We start from the raw sequence: 16,043 nt of genomic DNA on the forward strand, positions 1-16,043 counted from the left end.
TCGGGGCCGCCTTCCCCAGCCGTCTCGTCGCCCGCCGGTCGCCGCCCGCCGGACGCCTTGCGCTTCCGGCCGCCCCCTGTGCTGCTCAAAAGGCCTAATCCGATTCCTACGCTGTATATAAAGAGATAAGCCCTTTCCGGCCGCAACTCTAGGACGCATTTCGCAACCCTTGGGATAGAAACTCCACAGCTTGGCGCCTCCCTTCAATATCTGGCGATTTGACAGGGACCGCCCCAGCACCCATGTTCGCCCCGACACGGCGGGCCGCGAGTCTAGCGGAACCCACCTTCAAGTTTTCCCGTAAGCTATTGGAATGACATGAATATCGTCATTGTGGAGTCGCCGGCCAAGGCCAAGACGATCAACAAATATCTGGGGTCCTCCTACGAGGTCCTGGCGTCGTTCGGCCATGTTCGCGACCTCCCGGCCAAGAATGGTTCCGTCGATCCCGACGCCAATTTCCAGATGATCTGGGAGGTCGATGCCAAGGCCGCGAGCCGGCTCAACGACATCGCCAAGGCGCTCAAAGGTGCCGACCGTCTGATCCTCGCAACCGACCCCGATCGCGAGGGCGAGGCGATCTCCTGGCACGTGCTGGAGGTGATGAAGGAGAAGCGCGCGCTAAAGGACCAGAAGGTCGAGCGCGTGGTGTTCAACGCCATCACCAAGCAGGCCGTCTCCGAGGCGATGAAGGCGCCGCGCCAGATCGATGGCGCGCTGGTCGACGCCTATATGGCGCGCCGTGCGCTGGACTATCTGGTCGGCTTCACCCTCTCCCCCGTGCTGTGGCGCAAGCTGCCCGGCGCCCGCTCCGCCGGCCGCGTGCAGTCGGTCGCGCTGCGGCTGGTCTGCGACCGCGAGCTCGAGATCGAGAAGTTCGTTCCGAAGGAGTACTGGTCGCTGGTCGCGACGTTGCTGACGCCGCGCGGCGATGCCTTCGAGGCGCGGCTGGTCGGCGCCGACGGCAAGAAGATCGCACGGCTCGACATCGGCTCCGGCGCGGAAGCCGAGGATTTCAAGAAGGCGATCGAAGCCGCGCTGTTCAAGGTCGCGACCGTCGAGGCCAAGCCGGCGCGGCGCAATCCGCAGGCGCCCTTCACCACCTCGACCCTGCAGCAGGAAGCGAGCCGCAAGCTCGGCTTCGCGCCGGCGCACACCATGCGCATCGCGCAGCGGCTCTATGAGGGCATCGACATCGGCGGCGAGACCACCGGCCTCATCACCTATATGCGAACCGACGGCGTGCAGATCGCACCCGAAGCGATCACGCAGGCGCGCAAGGTAATCGGCGAGGACTATGGCAACGCCTACGTGCCGGACGCCCCGCGCCAGTACCAGGCCAAAACCAAGAACGCGCAGGAAGCGCACGAAGCGATCCGCCCGACCGATCTGTCGCGTCGCCCGGCCACCATCGGCCGACGGCTCGATGCCGATCAGGCGCGGCTTTATGAATTGATCTGGAAGCGCACCATTGCGAGCCAGATGGAGTCGGCCGAGCTCGAGCGCACCACCGTCGACATCGAGGCCAAGGCCGGCTCCCGCGTGCTGGAATTGCGCGCCTCCGGCCAGGTCATCAAGTTCGATGGTTTCCTCGCGCTCTATCAGGAAAGCCGCGACGACGAGGAGGACGAGGATTCGCGCCGCCTGCCCGCGATGAGCGAGGGCGAGGCCGTGAAGCGCCAGAGCCTCGCCGTCACCCAGCATTTCACCGAGCCGCCGCCGCGCTTTTCGGAAGCCTCGCTGGTGAAGCGGATGGAAGAGCTCGGCATCGGCCGCCCCTCGACCTACGCCTCGATCCTGCAGGTCCTGAAGGACCGCGGCTATGTCAAGCTCGAGAAGAAGCGGCTGCACGGCGAGGACAAGGGCCGCGTCGTGGTCGCGTTCCTGGAGAACTTCTTCTCGCGCTACGTCGAATACGACTTCACCGCCGATCTCGAGGAGCAGCTCGACCGCATCTCCAACAATGAGATCGCCTGGCAGCAGGTGTTGCAGGACTTCTGGCGCGGCTTCATCGGCGCGGTCAACGACATCAAGGACCTGCGCGTCGCCGAGGTGCTCGACGCGCTCGACGAGATGCTCGGCCCGCATATCTATCCGCCGCGCGCGGATGGCGGCGACGTCAGGCAATGCCCGACCTGCGGCACCGGCCGGCTCAACCTCAAGGCCGGCAAGTTCGGCGCCTTCGTCGGCTGCTCGAATTATCCGGAATGCCGCTACACCCGTCCGCTCGCGGCCGACAGCGCCGAGAGCGCCGACCGCGTGCTCGGCACCGATCCCGACACCGGCTTCGATGTCACGGTGAAGGCCGGCCGCTTCGGCCCCTACATCCAGCTCGGCGAGCAGAAGGATTACGCCGAAGGCGAGAAGCCGAAGCGCGCGGGCATTCCAAAGGGCACCTCACCGGCCGATGTCGATCTCGAACTGGCACTGAAACTGCTGTCGCTGCCGCGCGAGATCGGGAAGCATCCGGAAACCGGACAGCCGATCACCGCCGGCCTCGGCCGGTTCGGGCCGTTCGTCAAGCACGAGAAGACCTATGCCAGCCTCGAGGCCGGCGACGAGGTCTTCGACATCGGGTTGAACCGTGCCGTCACGCTGATCGCGGAGAAGATCGCGAAGGGCCCGAGCGGCCGCCGCTTCGGTGCCGATCCCGGCAAGCCGCTCGGCGATCATCCGACGCTCGGCGCGGTCGCGCTGAAGAACGGCCGCTACGGCGCCTATGTCGCGGCGGGCGGCGTCAACGCGACGATCCCGAGCGACCGCACCCCCGACCAGATCACGCTCGCCGAGGCGATCGCGCTGATCGACGAGCGCGCGGCCAAGGGCGGCGGCAAAAAGGCCAAGAAGGCCAAGGCGGAAAAGCCCGCCAAGGCGAAGAAAGCCAAGTCCGAGGCGACCGAGACTGACGGCGACGGCGAGGCCGAGCCCGCCAAGAAGGCTGCGTCGAAGAAAGCCGCGGCGAAGCCGAAAACGGATGCGACCAGCAAGGCGCGCGCGCCGGTCGCCTCCGGTGCCAAGACGTCGCCTGCAAAATCATCGGCACCAGCGAAAGCGCCCGCGAAGAAAAGCGCCGGCAAGGCACGAGGATAAGTGAAACGAAAACCCGACCATGGCTTTCCGGGCCGGGACGCCATCGTCGCCTTCATCCGCGCCAATCCAGGCAAGGTCGGCACCCGCGAGATCGCGCGCGAGTTCGGCCTGAAGAACGCCGACCGCGTCGAGCTGAAGCGGATCCTCCGTGAGCTCGCCGACGACGGCACGATTGCCAAGCGCGGCCGCAAGATCCACGAGCCGGCGGCGCTGCCACCGACCCTGCTCGCCGACATCACCGGCCGCGACAGCGACGGCGAGCTGATCGCCACGCCCGCCGAGTGGGACTCGGACGAGAACGGCACCGCCCCGAAAATCCGTATCGAGACGCCGCGGCGGCCGAAGCCCGGGACCACCGCCGGCGTCGGCGACCGCGCGCTGCTGCGCGTCGAAGTCACGGACGAGCAAGACGGCACACCCTATCGCGGCCGCGTCATCAAGGTGATCGATCACGGGCGCACCCGGATCCTCGGCATCTTCCGTCGCAATCCCGATGGCGGCGGGCGCCTGATCCCGGTCGACAAGAAGCAGGCCGGCCGCGAGCTCAACATCGCCAAGGCCGACAGCGGCGGCGCCGAAGACGGCGATCTCATCAGCGTCGACCTGATCCGCACCCGCGGCTACGGCCTCGCCTCCGCCCGCGTCAAGGAGCGGCTCGGTTCGATCGCCAGTGAGAAGGCGATCAGCCTGATCGCGATCAACACCCACGATATCCCGCAGGTGTTCTCCACTTCTGCGCTGCGCGAAGCTGAAGACGCCAAGCCCGCAACCTTGCAGGGCCGCGAGGACTGGCGTGACGTGCCGCTCGTCACCATCGATCCGCCGGATGCCAAGGATCACGACGATGCGGTGCATGCGGAAGTCGATCCCGATCCGAACAACAAGGGCGGCTTCATCGTCCATGTTGCGATCGCCGACGTCGCCTTCTATGTGCGGCCCGGCTCGGCGCTCGACCGCGACGCGCTGCAGCGCGGCAACTCGGTGTATTTCCCTGATCGCGTCGTGCCGATGCTGCCCGAGCGGATCTCCAACGATCTCTGCTCGCTGGTGCCGGGCGAGCCGCGCGGCGCGCTCGCGGTGCGCATGGTGATCGGCGCCGACGGCCGCAAGCGCTCGCATACCTTCCACCGCGTGCTGATGCGCTCGGCTGCGAAGCTACATTATGCGCAGGCGCAGGCCGCGATCGACGGCAGGCCCGATGACACGACGGGCCCTATCCTCGATCCGATCCTGAAGCCGCTGTGGTCGGCCTACGAGCTGGTCAAGCTTGCACGCAACGAGCGCGACCCGCTCGATCTCGATCTGCCCGAGCGCAAGATCCTGCTGAAAGCCGACGGCACCGTCGATCGCGTGATCGTGCCGCAGCGGCTCGACGCGCACCGGCTGATCGAGGAGTTCATGATCCTCGCCAACGTCGCCGCGGCCGAAATGCTGGAGAAGAAGGCGCTGCCGCTGATCTACCGCGTGCACGACGAGCCGAGCCAGGAGAAGGTGCACAACCTGCAGGAATTCCTGAAGACGCTCGACTTGCCCTTCACCAAGCATGGCGCGCTGCGTCCCACGCAATTCAACCGCGTGCTGGCGCAGGTTGCCGGCGAGGACTACGAGCCGCTGGTCAACGAGGTGGTGCTGCGTTCGCAGGCGCAGGCGGAATACTCCGCCGAGAACTACGGCCATTTCGGCTTGAACCTGCGCCGCTACGCGCACTTCACCTCGCCGATCCGCCGCTATGCCGATCTGATCGTGCATCGCGCGCTGATCCGCGCGCTCGGGCTTGGCGAAGGCGCGTTGCCGACCGATGAAACCGTGGAGACGCTCGCCGAGATCGCCGCGCAGATTTCCGTCACCGAGCGCCGCGCGATGAAGGCGGAGCGTGAGACCACCGACCGCCTGATCGCGCATTTCCTTGCCGATAAGGTCGGCGCCTCGTTCCAGGGCCGCATTTCCGGCGTGACGCGATCCGGCCTGTTCGTGAAGCTCGACGACACCGGCGCCGACGGTCTGATCCCGATCCGCACCATCGGCAGCGAATATTTCAACTACGACGAAACTCGCCACGCGCTCATCGGCACGCGCAGCGGCACCATGTATCGGCTCGGCGACGTCGTCGATGTGCGTCTGGTGGAAGCCGCGCCGATAGCCGGCGCGCTGCGATTTGAGTTATTATCCGATGGTCAGGCAATTCCGCGCGGCAGAAAACGCGACAGCGTAAGGGCCGAGCGCCGTGCCGCCGGATTTGACAAGGGACCAAAACGATCAGGCAAGAAGGCGCACAAGGAGCGGAAATCGCGCAAGAAGGATCGCAAGCCGGCGCAGCAGAAGTCCGGCAAATCGAAGCGAGGCAAGTCATGGAAGTGACACCACCGACAGTGGTCTGGACTCGCGAGGCGGCCGAGCCCGAGAAGCGCGACGTGTGGAGCGCGATGAAGCGCGGGTTCCGCTGCCGCTGTCCGCGCTGCGGAAAAGGCAGACTGTTCCGCAAGTTTCTCAAATGCGACGGCCATTGCCCGGTCTGCGACCTCGACTTCACGCCGCATCGCGCGGACGATCTGCCTGCCTATCTCGTCATCGTTATCGTCGGCCATATCGTGGTACCGATGGCGCTGTGGATCGAGACCAATTATTCGCCGCCGGTGTGGCTGCAACTTGCGATCTATCTGCCGTTCACGCTGTTCGCATCGCTGGCGCTGTTGCAGCCGGTGAAGGGAGCCGTGATCGGCTTGCAATGGGCCCTGCGCATGCATGGCTTTGACGAGAATCCCCCTAGCGACATCCCGCCGGTCTAGCTAAACCGGGCCGCAAGAAGAAATGAAAGGGATGAAATGACTGAAGCTGCCGCGCCCGCCGCTGTCGTCCACCAGGGCGAAAAAGAAGCCGACCATCATGCGTATTTCCGGCCGAAGGATGCGGCGACGCTGATCCTGATCGATCGCTCCGGCGCCAAGCCGAAGGTGCTGGTCGGCAAGCGTCACGACAAGGTCGTGTTCATGCCCGGCAAATTCGTTTTCCCCGGCGGCCGCGTCGACAAGGCCGACAACCGTGTGCCGGTCGCAGCGCCGATCACGCCGGAGCTCGAAGCCAATCTGTTGAAGGGCAGCCCGAAGATCACGCCCGGCCGCGCGCGTGCGCTTGCCAACGCCGCGATCCGCGAGGCCTGCGAGGAGACCGGGCTCTGCCTCGGCCGCAAGGTCGAGAAGCCGCACAAGCTCGACGGGCCCTGGGCACCGTTCGCCGACGCTGGTCTCTTGCCCGATCCGTCCGGCCTGTTCCTGATCGCGCGCGCGATCACCCCGCCCGGCCGCGTCCGCCGCTTCGACACGCGCTTCTTCACTGCCGACGCGTCGACCATCGCGCATCGTGTCGAGGGCGTGGTGCATGCCGATGCCGAGCTGGTCGAGCTGGTCTGGGTCGAGATCGGCTCCGAGCCGCTCGCCGACGCGCATGCCATGACCAAGAACGTGCTCGCCGAGCTCGACCGCCGTCTCGCCACCGGGCCGCTCCGCCACGACGCGCCGGTGCCGTTCTTCCATTTCTACGGCGGCAAGATGCAGAAGGACGTGCTGGGGGCGTAGTATGATCCTCGTCATTCCGAGGCGATGCGCAGCATCGAACCCGGAATCCCGAGATTGCGGCGCGAGATTCCGGGTTCATCGCTGCGTCGATGCCCCGGAATGACACTGTCGAGAGAGCGGCCAAAAACAAAATAATCTTCCCGATGGCGCGCCGCGAAACGCCTCCCTATCTGTTCCGCTAACGACATCAAGGACGGAACGGGGCAATGGCGAAGCGTCAACTCAAGCTCGGCGCGTTCATGCGGCCGATCAGCATTCACACCGGTGCCTGGCGCTATCCCGGGGCCTGGCCCGACGCCAATTTCAACTTCGACCACATCAAGACGCTGATCCGCAAGCTCGAGGCCGGCAAATTCGACGCCTTCTTCATGGCCGACCATCTTGCCGTGCTGAACATGCCGATCAACGCGCTGAAGCGCAGCCACACCGTGACCTCGTTCGAGCCGTTCACGCTGCTATCGGCGCTCGCCGCCGTGACGGAGAATATCGGCCTGATCGCGACCGGTTCGACCACCTTCGACGAGCCCTATCACGTCGCGCGGCGCTTCGCCTCGCTCGACCACATCTCCGGCGGCCGCGCCGGCTGGAATATCGTCACCACGTCCAATCCGGACGCGGCGCTGAATTTCGGGCTCGACGACCATATGGAGCACGCCGAGCGCTACAAGCGCGCCCGCGAGTTCTACGATGTCGTCACCGGCCTGTGGGATTCCTTCGCCGATGACGCGTTCGTGCGCGACGTCGAGTCCGGACTGTTCGTCGATCCCGACAAGATGCATGTGCTCAATCATAAGGGCAAATATCTCTCGGTCCGCGGTCCGCTGAACATCGCCCGCCCCGTGCAGGGCTGGCCTGTCATCGTGCAGGCCGGCGCTTCCGATGACGGCAGGCAGCTTGCGGCCGAGACCGCGGAAGCCGTGTTCACCGGCGGCGGCAGCCTGGCCGACGGACAGAAGCTCTATGCCGACATCAAGGGCCGCATGGAGAAGATCGGCCGCGATCCCGAGCATCTGAAGATTCTGCCAGGCGCCTTCGTCGTGGTCGGTGACAGCGTCGAAGAAGCAAAAGAGAAGCGCGCGCTGCTCGACAGCCGCGTGCATTACGACAGCGCGATCGCCTCGCTGTCGGTGATCCTCGGCACCGATGCGTCCGGCTTCGATCCCGACGGACAGTTGCCGCCGATCCCCGAAACCAATGCAAGCAAAAGCGGCCGGCAGCGCCTCGTCGATGTCGCGGCGCGCGACAAGCTCACCGTGCGCCAGCTCGCGCAGCGCGTCGGCGGCTATGGCGGGCTCGCCTTCGTCGGCACGCCGCAGACCATCGCCGACCAGATGGAGGAATGGCTGACCGGCCGGGGCAGCGACGGCTTCAACATCATGTTCCCCTATCTGCCGCAGGGCCTGTTCGAGTTCGTCGACAAGGTGGTGCCGGAACTGCAAAAGCGCGGGATTTTCCGCACTGAGTACGAAGGTCGGACCCTGCGCGAGAATTTGGGCCTGCCGCGGCCGAAAAATCAGTTCTTCGAGGGGTAATAGGCCCGGAATCGGGGTGATCTTGGCTCAGAAATCCTTGACTTTGGGCTGTTTCTGGCTAGTTTCCCGGCCAAACGCGGGCCGATTTGGCCGGCTCCCGAATTCCCCCGATTTTCGAGGTTTTGCACATGGCCAAGGCGGTCACCATCAAGGTCAAGCTCGTGTCGACGGCCGACACCGGCTTCTATTACGTTGCCAAGAAGAATTCGCGCACCATGACCGACAAGCTGGTCAAGAAGAAGTACGACCCGGTCGCGCGCAAGCACGTCGAGTTCAAGGAAGCCAAGATCAAGTAAGATCGGCTGCTTCCGACGTTTCAAACGGGGCCCTCGCGGCCCCGTTTTTGCTTTCTAGGCTTGCGTCATCCCTCATGATTCCCGGAGCAGTCCCGGGCGCAGGGCTCAGATGATCGCAACCTTGGACGAGGGAAACGTCGGCGGCTACTCGATCGCTTACGGCCGCGAGGACATCTACTTTCCGGTCTATGTCACGGCAGCCCTCGCCGCGATCTTCCTGACCGCGACCTGGATCACGGGCGCGATCTATTGGCTGGCGCCGGCAGCGGCAGCGGGCGGCTTCGCCTATTACAACATCCCCCTGCTGGAGGCTGGTCGTCCGACGATCGGGGCCAACCAGTACGGCATCTTCATCCAGGCCTTCGGGCTGATCCGCTGGCGCGCCATCACGCGCATCGACCTCGTCGAGATCGCTGAGCGCGCGATGACGGTTCACGAGTTGCAGATCGCGCTTAACGGACCGCTCGGCAGCGCGCTGGTGGCCGATTGGCGCAAGCGGCCGGCCTACCGGCTGTTGATGCGCCTGCCGTGGCGCATGGACCATCGTGGCGTAGTCCGCGTCAATCTGGAGCCATTCGACCGGACGCCCGACGAGATCCACCGGACGTTCCTCAGGATGTGGCGTTACTACCGGAGCTAACCCTTGAACGCCTCGTCACGCAGATGCGCGTCTGCGATCTCTGCATCCGGATTGTGTGTGATCGTCATGAACCAAATGAGGCTGAAGAACAGCGACCACGCTGTGTTCCAATAGAACCAGTTCATCGGATCACCTCGAACAGCTTAAATCCGCGCCAGCGGGCGAAGATCGCCAGCTGCGCGGAATGCCGCCAAAGTCTACTGCACGACCTCGCCGTGCAGTGCCAGATCCAACCCTTCGCGCTCGATGTCCCGCGTCACTCGAAGCCCGACGAAGAGATTGATCACGAACAGGATGATCAGGCTCACCACGGCATCATACACGAAAACCGTCGCGACGCCGATGCATTGATTGAGGAACTGCCCGGGATTTCCTTCCAGAACACCTGCCGTTCCACCATACTGCTCGACCGCGAACACCCCGGTCAGCAGCGCTCCGACGATGCCGCCAAGGGCATGGACACCGAAGCAGTCCAGCGCATCATCGTAGCTGAACATGCGCTTCAAGCCGGTGCATCCCCAGTAGCAGCAGACGCCGGCGGCGATGCCGATCGCGAAAGCGCCGACCGGCCCGACGAAACCGGAGGCCGGCGTGATCGCGACGAGGCCCGCCACGGCACCCGAGCAGATTCCGACGACGGTCGGCTTGCCCTTCAACGCCCATTCCACCAGCATCCAGGTGAAGCCCGCCACCGCCGTGGCGATCTGAGTCACCAGCATGGCCATGCCCGCCTGCATTCCGGCCGTGACAGCGGAGCCGGCGTTGAACCCGAACCAGCCGACCCACAACAGCGAGGCGCCAATGAAGGTCAGCACCATATTGTGCGCCGGCCCCGTCTCCACGCGCTTGCCGAGCATGATGGCGCACATCAGGCCCGCGACGCCGGCGTTGATGTGCACAACGGTGCCGCCGGCGAAATCGAGAACCTTGACATACGCAGCGTCGTTGCCGGCCGAGAATATGCCGTCAGGGCCCCAGACCCAGTGCGCGATCGGCGCATAGACGAAGATCGCCCACAGCCCGATGAACCAGAGCATCGCGGAGAACTTCATCCGCTCGGCAAACGCGCCGGCAATCAGCGCCGGCGTGATGATGGCGAACGTCATCTGGAAGCAGATGTAAACGGACTCGGGGATCGTCGCAGCGAGCGGATTGGGATTGCCGATGCCTCCCTTGCCGATGTCGCTCAGGATGTCCTTGAGGAACAGGCGATCGAGGCCGCCGATGAACGGCGTGCCGGCACGAAACGCAAGACTGTAGGTAAGGACGGCAAACAGGATCGTGACCAGGCAGGTGACCGCGAAGCTGGTCATCACGGTATCGCCGACATTCTTCTTGCGCACCATGCCGCCATAGAACAGGCCGAGCCCCGGGATCGTCATCATCAGGACGAGCGCGACTGACGTGAGCATCCAGGCGGTGTCGCCGGAATTCGGCGTGCACTTCTCGAGAATCTTGCCGCCACAGGCAGGCGGCGCCGCCGCATCCTCGGCCAGCGCGAGATCGTTGAACAGCAGGCAAAGGAACGCCACGCCCAACAAGGCAACCACGATTCTCACGAGCTTCTGGCGCGTGTGTGTCGCAGACTCCATCATCGACCTCCCATCACAAGAGAAATGCTGACGTTCGGAATGGGCGCGGCGCGTTCGCAGCGTGAGCGCCGAAGGACAGCGCGCGTCCGGCTATCGGGATGTCTCGAAGTGCCGCGGTGCGGGTGGCGGGATGCAGCGAAGTCGCAGCGGCATCAGGCCCGACGCAGGGCACAAGGGCCTCCTGCTCGGCGGCGCGGCAAAGGCCGTGGTGCGCGGATGGCTGGAGAATGACGGCGACTAGCCCCATCGCGGCCAGCCCTTCCCAAAGTCCCCAGGCCGGAACCCTCAGCGAGGGTTTCCGGCACGATTTCTAGCCAAATTGAAACAAGATTCGTGCCACCACTGCGCGCCGCGTAACACTTTGAAAACGCTATCGCTTCGATCCGCGGCCGGAACAGCATCGCGCTCCATTGCACGCTCTTGCGGCAAGTGGCCGGTCAAAAACTAGGCAGCATCTGGCGACTGCCCTCGCAAGGAGCAGCCGCCAGCTTCGCAGGGATTCTGCTAAGCGGCCTTCAGCAGCGGCGGCTGCGCCGGCCGGATCAGCGCGAAGGCGAGCTGGATGATGCCGCCGGCAAGGCCCAGCGCGACGCCGATGCGCCAGGCCATGGTGTAGGAGCCGAGCGAGTCGTAGATCAGCCCTCCTCCGTAAGCGCCGAGGAAGCTGCCGACCTGGTGGCTCATGAAGGCGAGGCCCTGGATCATCGCCTGCCAGCGCAAGCCGAACATCTCGGCCACCGCGCCCGCGACCAGCGGACCGACACCCATCCAGAGGAAGCCCATGATCGCGCCGAACAGCAGCGTCGAGCCGGGCGTTGCCGGCAGCATGAAGTACCAGGCGAGCGCCAGCGAGCGCAGGATGTAGATCGCGCCGAGCAGCGCCAGCTTGTTCCAGCGCTGGCCGGCCCAGCCGAAGAACAGCGAGCCCAGCACGTTGAAGCCGCCGATCATGCCGAGCGTCTGCGCGCTCAGCATCGGATCGAGCCCGCAGATCGCGAGATACGACGGCAGATGCGTGGTGAGGAAGACGAGCTGCATGCCGCAGACCATGTAGGCGCAGGTCATCACCACGAAGGCTGCGTTGCCGAACGCGGTCTTCGCCGCCGTCGCCGCGGTGGCGTTGCCGATGTCGTCGCCAGCGGGCTTCGGCAGCGGAATCTTGTCGACGCGCCCGGCGTACAACGCCGCCGGGATCATGAAGATCGAGAGAATGACAAAGCCGGCAAGTCCGACGCGCCAACCGAAACCCTCATTGAGCATCTGGCCGATCGGCGCCGACAGCAGCGCGCCGAGCGAGCCCGCGGCGGAGACCATGCCGAGCACTGTCGAGCGTACCGTCTCCGGCACCGCGCGCGCCGAGACCGACATTGCGATCGCATTCGCGGTGCAGGCGAGCGAAAGGCCGATCAGGACACCGGCGCCGATCATGATGGCAACGAGCCCATGCGCCGTCGTCATCAGCACGAGGCCCGCGATGTAGGCCAGCGCGCCGACCACCATGATCGGGCGAAAGCCGTAACGCACCGTCATCGCGCCGGCGACCGGCTGCAGAAAACCCCAGGCGAGGTTCTGCACCGCGAGCGCCAGCGTGAAGTGGGATATCGAGATGCCGATGTCGTGCGTCAGCGGCTGCATGAAGATGCCGAGGCTCTGCCGCAGCCCCATGCTCAGCGTGAGCATGATGGAGGCGCCGATCAGGATGGGAAGGGTGGGACGCAGGACCTGCAACAGGGGCATTGTTCTTATTCTCCCATAACGGCACGGCACGCGTGCCATGGCCTGCGATTCATGCATGTTTTGGTTACACAGACCTGTGCACTTAGGCTATACAGGGGGCCGACTGTCAAGCGAAGAGGATCACGGCTGGCGCATGGCTTCCCCGCCTCCCAAACAGACCATGAAGGAGCGGATCCTCGAGACCGCTGACAGACTGTTCTACCTGCAAGGCATTCGCGCCATCGGCGTCGACACCATCGCGGCCGAGATCGGCATCAGCAAGCGCACGCTCTACAACCACTTCCCGTCGAAGGACGCGCTGATCGAAGCCTATCTGCAACGCCGCTTCGTGCAGCCGCGTCCCTCCGACAAGCCGCCGGCCGAGCAGATTCTCGCAACCTTCGATTCGCTGGAGCGGCGCTTCTCGGCGAAGGATTTTCGCGGCTGCCCGTTCGTGAACGCGGTGGCCGAGCTCGGGCCGGAGGACGAGGATCGCACCTTCAGGAACATCGCAATCGCCTTCAAGGAAAGCCGCCGGCTCTGGTTTCGCGATCTGCTGCGGCGGCTCGGCGTTGCCGATGCCGAGGGACTTGCGACCCAGCTCACGCTGCTGGTCGATGGCTCGATCGCGCAGGATCTGGTGCGCGACGATCCGGCGATGGCGCACGCGGCCAAGGAAGCCGCGCGCGTGTTGCTGGCAAATGCAGGCGTCAAGGTCGGCAGCCCCGCCCCCGCCGGCAAGAAACGCGCCGGATAAATCCGGTTGCGTGCGGAAGTCAGGTTTGGTTGTTAACACCGACCGCAGGCCACGGCATTCCCGGCTGGATATTCCGTCCGGCGAGATTGGCAGCGACCGCGCGAAGACCTGCTACTTAGAAGACTTGCGGCACAACAGGGGAAACGACCATGGAAGATCTGAAGGTGACGGCCACCGGCTATGATTTCGCGCCGGCGCGCGCGGCCATGCAGCGCTACATCGACAACGATCTCCTGTCCGGCATCTCCTGGACGGTTCTGGTCGGGCGCGACATCGCTGACACGGGCTGCGTCGGATGGGCCGACAAGGAAGCGCAGATTCCGTTGCGCACCGATCACATCTTCCGCGTCTTCTCCAACACCAAGCTGATCACCTCCTGCGCGGCGCTGCTGCTGGTCGAGGAAGGCCGCTTCCGGCTCGACGATCCGATCGAGACCTTCATCCCGCAACTCAGAAACCGCAAGGTGCTGCGGCCGGGCGCGACGTCGATCGACGACACCGAACCGGCGCAGCGGTCGATCACCATTCGCCATCTGCTGAGCCACTCGGCCGGCCTCAGCTACGGCCTGTTCGATCCGGGCACACCGATCTTCAAGGCCTACAACGAGCGCAAGATCCTCAATCCGATGACGACGCTCGCCGACATGGTCGACGGTCTGTCCGATCTGCCGCTGGTGTTCCATCCCGGCTCGTCGTGGGAATATTCCGTTGCCATCGACGTGGTCGCACGGCTGGTCGAGGTGGTGAGCGGCCAGCCGTTCGACAAGTTCATAAAGGCGCGCATCCTCGATCCGCTCGGCATGGTCGACACCGGCTTCCATGTTCCGGAGAAGGATCACAACCGGCTCGTCGCCTATTACGCCGGCGCCGATCTGATGGACCCGATGAAGCCCGGGCTGACGCGCACCGACAACGCGCCCTATCCTGGCGCCTATCTGCGCCCGGTGCCGCGCTTCAATGGCGGCGGCGGCCTCGTCTCGACGCTGCATGACATGGTCGCACTGATCCGCAGCCTGCTGCCCGGCGGACCGACGCTGCTGAAGCCGGAGACGATCGCAGAGGCGATGACCAACCAGCTCACGCCGGGCCAATGGATCCGCTTTGCGATGATGGGCGAGCAGCCCGGCAAGACCTACGGTCTCGCCGGCGGACTGATCCTCAACCCCTCCCCGATCGATCATCCCGACGCCGCCGGCGAGCTCTATTGGGGCGGCGTCGCAGGCACGCAGTGGTGGATTTCGCCCAAAACGGGCATCGCCGGCGTCATGATGGCGCAGCGCCAGATGGCGTTCGTCCATCCGTTCTCGTTCGAGTTCAAGCGGATGGCCTATGACGCGGTGAGACGCGGCCGCTAAGGGCACTTCGTAGCCCGGATGGAGCGCAGCGAAATCCGGGAAGCTGGTGCAAGCGGCGCGATACCCCGGATTGCGCTTCGCTGCATCCGGGCTACGAGATCGCGCTACGCTGCCGCAGACACCACGCGGTTGCGGCCGTCATGCTTGGCGCGATAGAGCGCAGTGTCGGCACGCTTGAGCACATCGGTGACCTGCTCGCCCTTGCGCTCCAGCGTGGTGAGACCGATCGAGATCGTGACGGTGATCCGCTTGCCGCCCTTGTCGACGGTGAAGGGCTCGCCCGCGATCGAGCGGCGCAGCCGCTCGGCGACCATCCCGGCGACATGCAAGTCGGTCTCGGGCATCACGATCACGAACTCCTCGCCGCCATAGCGGCAGGCAAGATCGATGCCGCGGATCGACTTGCGGATACGGACGGCGAATTCGCGCAGCACATCATCGCCGGCATCGTGGCCGTAGGTGTCGTTGATCGCCTTGAAGTAGTCGATGTCGAGGATCATCAGCGCCAGCGGCTTGCCGCGGATCGAGGCCTGCTCCGCCAGCGTCGCGAGGTGGCTTTCCATGTAGCGCCGGTTGTTGAGACCGGTCAGCGCATCCGTGATCGCCATCTCGATCGAGTTCTGCACATTGTCGCGCAGATGATCGGTGTAGCGGCGGCGGCGGATCTGGGTGCGTGCCCGCGCCAACAGTTCGTTCTTGTCGACCGGACGCAGCAGGTAGTCGTTGACGCCGATCTCGAGCCCGCGCATCAGCCGTGTGTTGTTGTCGGCATCTGAGATGGCGAGGATCGGGACCTGGCGCGTGCGCTCCAGCGAGCGGGCCTGGCTGCACAGCCGCAGACCGTCGTAATTGTCGAGGCTGAGCGACACGATCAGCAAGTCGTAATTGCCCTCGGCGGCGTGGAACAAGGCTTCCGACGGATTGATCTCGACGTCGACGTTGTGTTCGGCGGAGAGGATCGGCGCCAGTTTCTCGTAGGACGACGGCCGGTCGTCGACGAGGAGAATGCGGCCGCCGGTGCCCTTGTCGGCGATCGCGCTGCGCTCGGGCGCCTGCATGCCGATCTCGAGCGAGGTGATGGCGCGCATGCGCAGTTCGTCGGTCATCATCTTCAGCCGCGTCAGCGAGCGCACGCGCGCGATCAGCACGACGTCGGACACCGGCTTGGTCAGGAAGTCATCGGCGCCGGCTTCAAGGCCGCGCACGCGATCGGCCGGGCTGTCGAGCGCAGTGACGATGACGACCGGAATGAAATGGGTCGCCGGATTCGACTTCAGCCGGCGGCAGACCTCGAAGCCGTCCATGTCAGGCATCATGACATCGAGCAGGATGATGTCGCATTCGGCGCGTGCGCAAATTTCCAGTGCCTCGGTCCCGTTGGAGGCAGTCAACACATCGAAATATTCGGCTGACAGACGGGCTTCCAACAACTTGACGTTCGCCGGAACGTCATCGACCACGAGGATACGCGCGGACATTGCACCACAACTCCC

At 64.9% G+C, this 16,043-nt stretch carries 13 protein-coding genes; 9 read left to right on the forward strand and 4 right to left on the reverse strand.

Annotation, left to right across the window (positions count from 1 at the left end; translation table 11 throughout):
- The first annotated feature begins 318 nt into the window (after positions 1-318).
- From topA to ACVMB1_RS15485, 7 genes are all read left to right on the forward strand, one after another.
- Positions 319-3,090 (forward strand): type I DNA topoisomerase, encoded by a 2,772-nt coding sequence (topA, locus tag ACVMB1_RS15455; protein WP_456848740.1) that lies wholly within the window; start codon positions 319-321, stop codon positions 3,088-3,090.
- Positions 3,091-5,448, forward strand: coding sequence for a ribonuclease R (rnr, locus tag ACVMB1_RS15460; RefSeq protein ID WP_310885861.1), 2,358 nt, complete (start codon positions 3,091-3,093; stop codon positions 5,446-5,448).
- Complete coding sequence (locus tag ACVMB1_RS15465; protein ID WP_018271985.1) at positions 5,439-5,876, forward strand: DUF983 domain-containing protein; 438 nt, start codon at positions 5,439-5,441, stop codon at positions 5,874-5,876. Before rnr ends, ACVMB1_RS15465 begins: the two co-directional genes overlap by 10 nt.
- Before the next feature lie 36 nt (positions 5,877-5,912).
- A complete protein-coding gene (locus tag ACVMB1_RS15470) occupies positions 5,913-6,662 on the forward strand; it encodes an NUDIX hydrolase (protein WP_141342741.1) in 750 nt (249 codons plus the stop codon).
- Between the two features lie 206 nt (positions 6,663-6,868).
- Positions 6,869-8,194 carry an LLM class flavin-dependent oxidoreductase gene (locus tag ACVMB1_RS15475; protein ID WP_057020797.1) on the forward strand — a complete coding sequence of 442 codons (1,326 nt, stop codon included), beginning with the start codon at positions 6,869-6,871 and terminating at the stop codon, positions 8,192-8,194.
- Positions 8,195-8,322: 128 nt separating this feature from the next.
- Positions 8,323-8,490, forward strand: coding sequence for a 50S ribosomal protein L33 (gene rpmG / locus ACVMB1_RS15480; protein ID WP_018271988.1), 168 nt, complete (start codon positions 8,323-8,325; stop codon positions 8,488-8,490).
- Positions 8,491-8,599: 109 nt separating this feature from the next.
- Positions 8,600-9,130 carry a hypothetical protein gene (locus ACVMB1_RS15485; protein WP_310885860.1) on the forward strand — a complete coding sequence of 177 codons (531 nt, stop codon included), beginning with the start codon at positions 8,600-8,602 and terminating at the stop codon, positions 9,128-9,130.
- On the opposite strand, the gene ACVMB1_RS15490 is transcribed toward ACVMB1_RS15485, so the two are convergent.
- The 3 genes from ACVMB1_RS15490 to ACVMB1_RS15500 form a co-directional block, all read right to left on the reverse strand.
- Entirely contained in the window at positions 9,127-9,255 is a 129-nt protein-coding gene (locus ACVMB1_RS15490) for a hypothetical protein (protein WP_256527872.1), read from the reverse strand. The two genes, ACVMB1_RS15485 and ACVMB1_RS15490, sit on opposite strands and share 4 nt — an antisense overlap.
- 72 nt (positions 9,256-9,327) lie before the next feature.
- A complete protein-coding gene (locus ACVMB1_RS15495) occupies positions 9,328-10,725 on the reverse strand; it encodes an ammonium transporter (protein WP_274612836.1) in 1,398 nt (465 codons plus the stop codon).
- A gap of 501 nt (positions 10,726-11,226) precedes the next feature.
- Entirely contained in the window at positions 11,227-12,459 is a 1,233-nt protein-coding gene (locus ACVMB1_RS15500; RefSeq protein WP_057020799.1) for an MFS transporter, read from the reverse strand.
- Positions 12,460-12,592: 133 nt separating this feature from the next.
- On the opposite strand from ACVMB1_RS15500, the gene ACVMB1_RS15505 reads away from it, so the two are divergent.
- Entirely contained in the window at positions 12,593-13,195 is a 603-nt protein-coding gene (locus tag ACVMB1_RS15505; RefSeq protein ID WP_253623776.1) for a TetR/AcrR family transcriptional regulator, read from the forward strand.
- A 149-nt stretch (positions 13,196-13,344) separates the two neighbouring features.
- Complete coding sequence (locus tag ACVMB1_RS15510) at positions 13,345-14,550, forward strand: serine hydrolase domain-containing protein (protein WP_233475617.1); 1,206 nt, start codon at positions 13,345-13,347, stop codon at positions 14,548-14,550.
- A gap of 104 nt (positions 14,551-14,654) precedes the next feature.
- Here ACVMB1_RS15510 and ACVMB1_RS15515 read toward each other — a convergent pair whose 3' ends face one another.
- Positions 14,655-16,028, reverse strand: a complete 1,374-nt coding sequence (locus ACVMB1_RS15515; RefSeq protein ID WP_168857442.1) for a PleD family two-component system response regulator — start codon at positions 16,026-16,028, stop codon at positions 14,655-14,657.
- Positions 16,029-16,043: the final 15 nt, after the last annotated feature.

The sequence above is a fragment of the Bradyrhizobium sp. USDA 4504 genome (assembly GCF_054063995.1).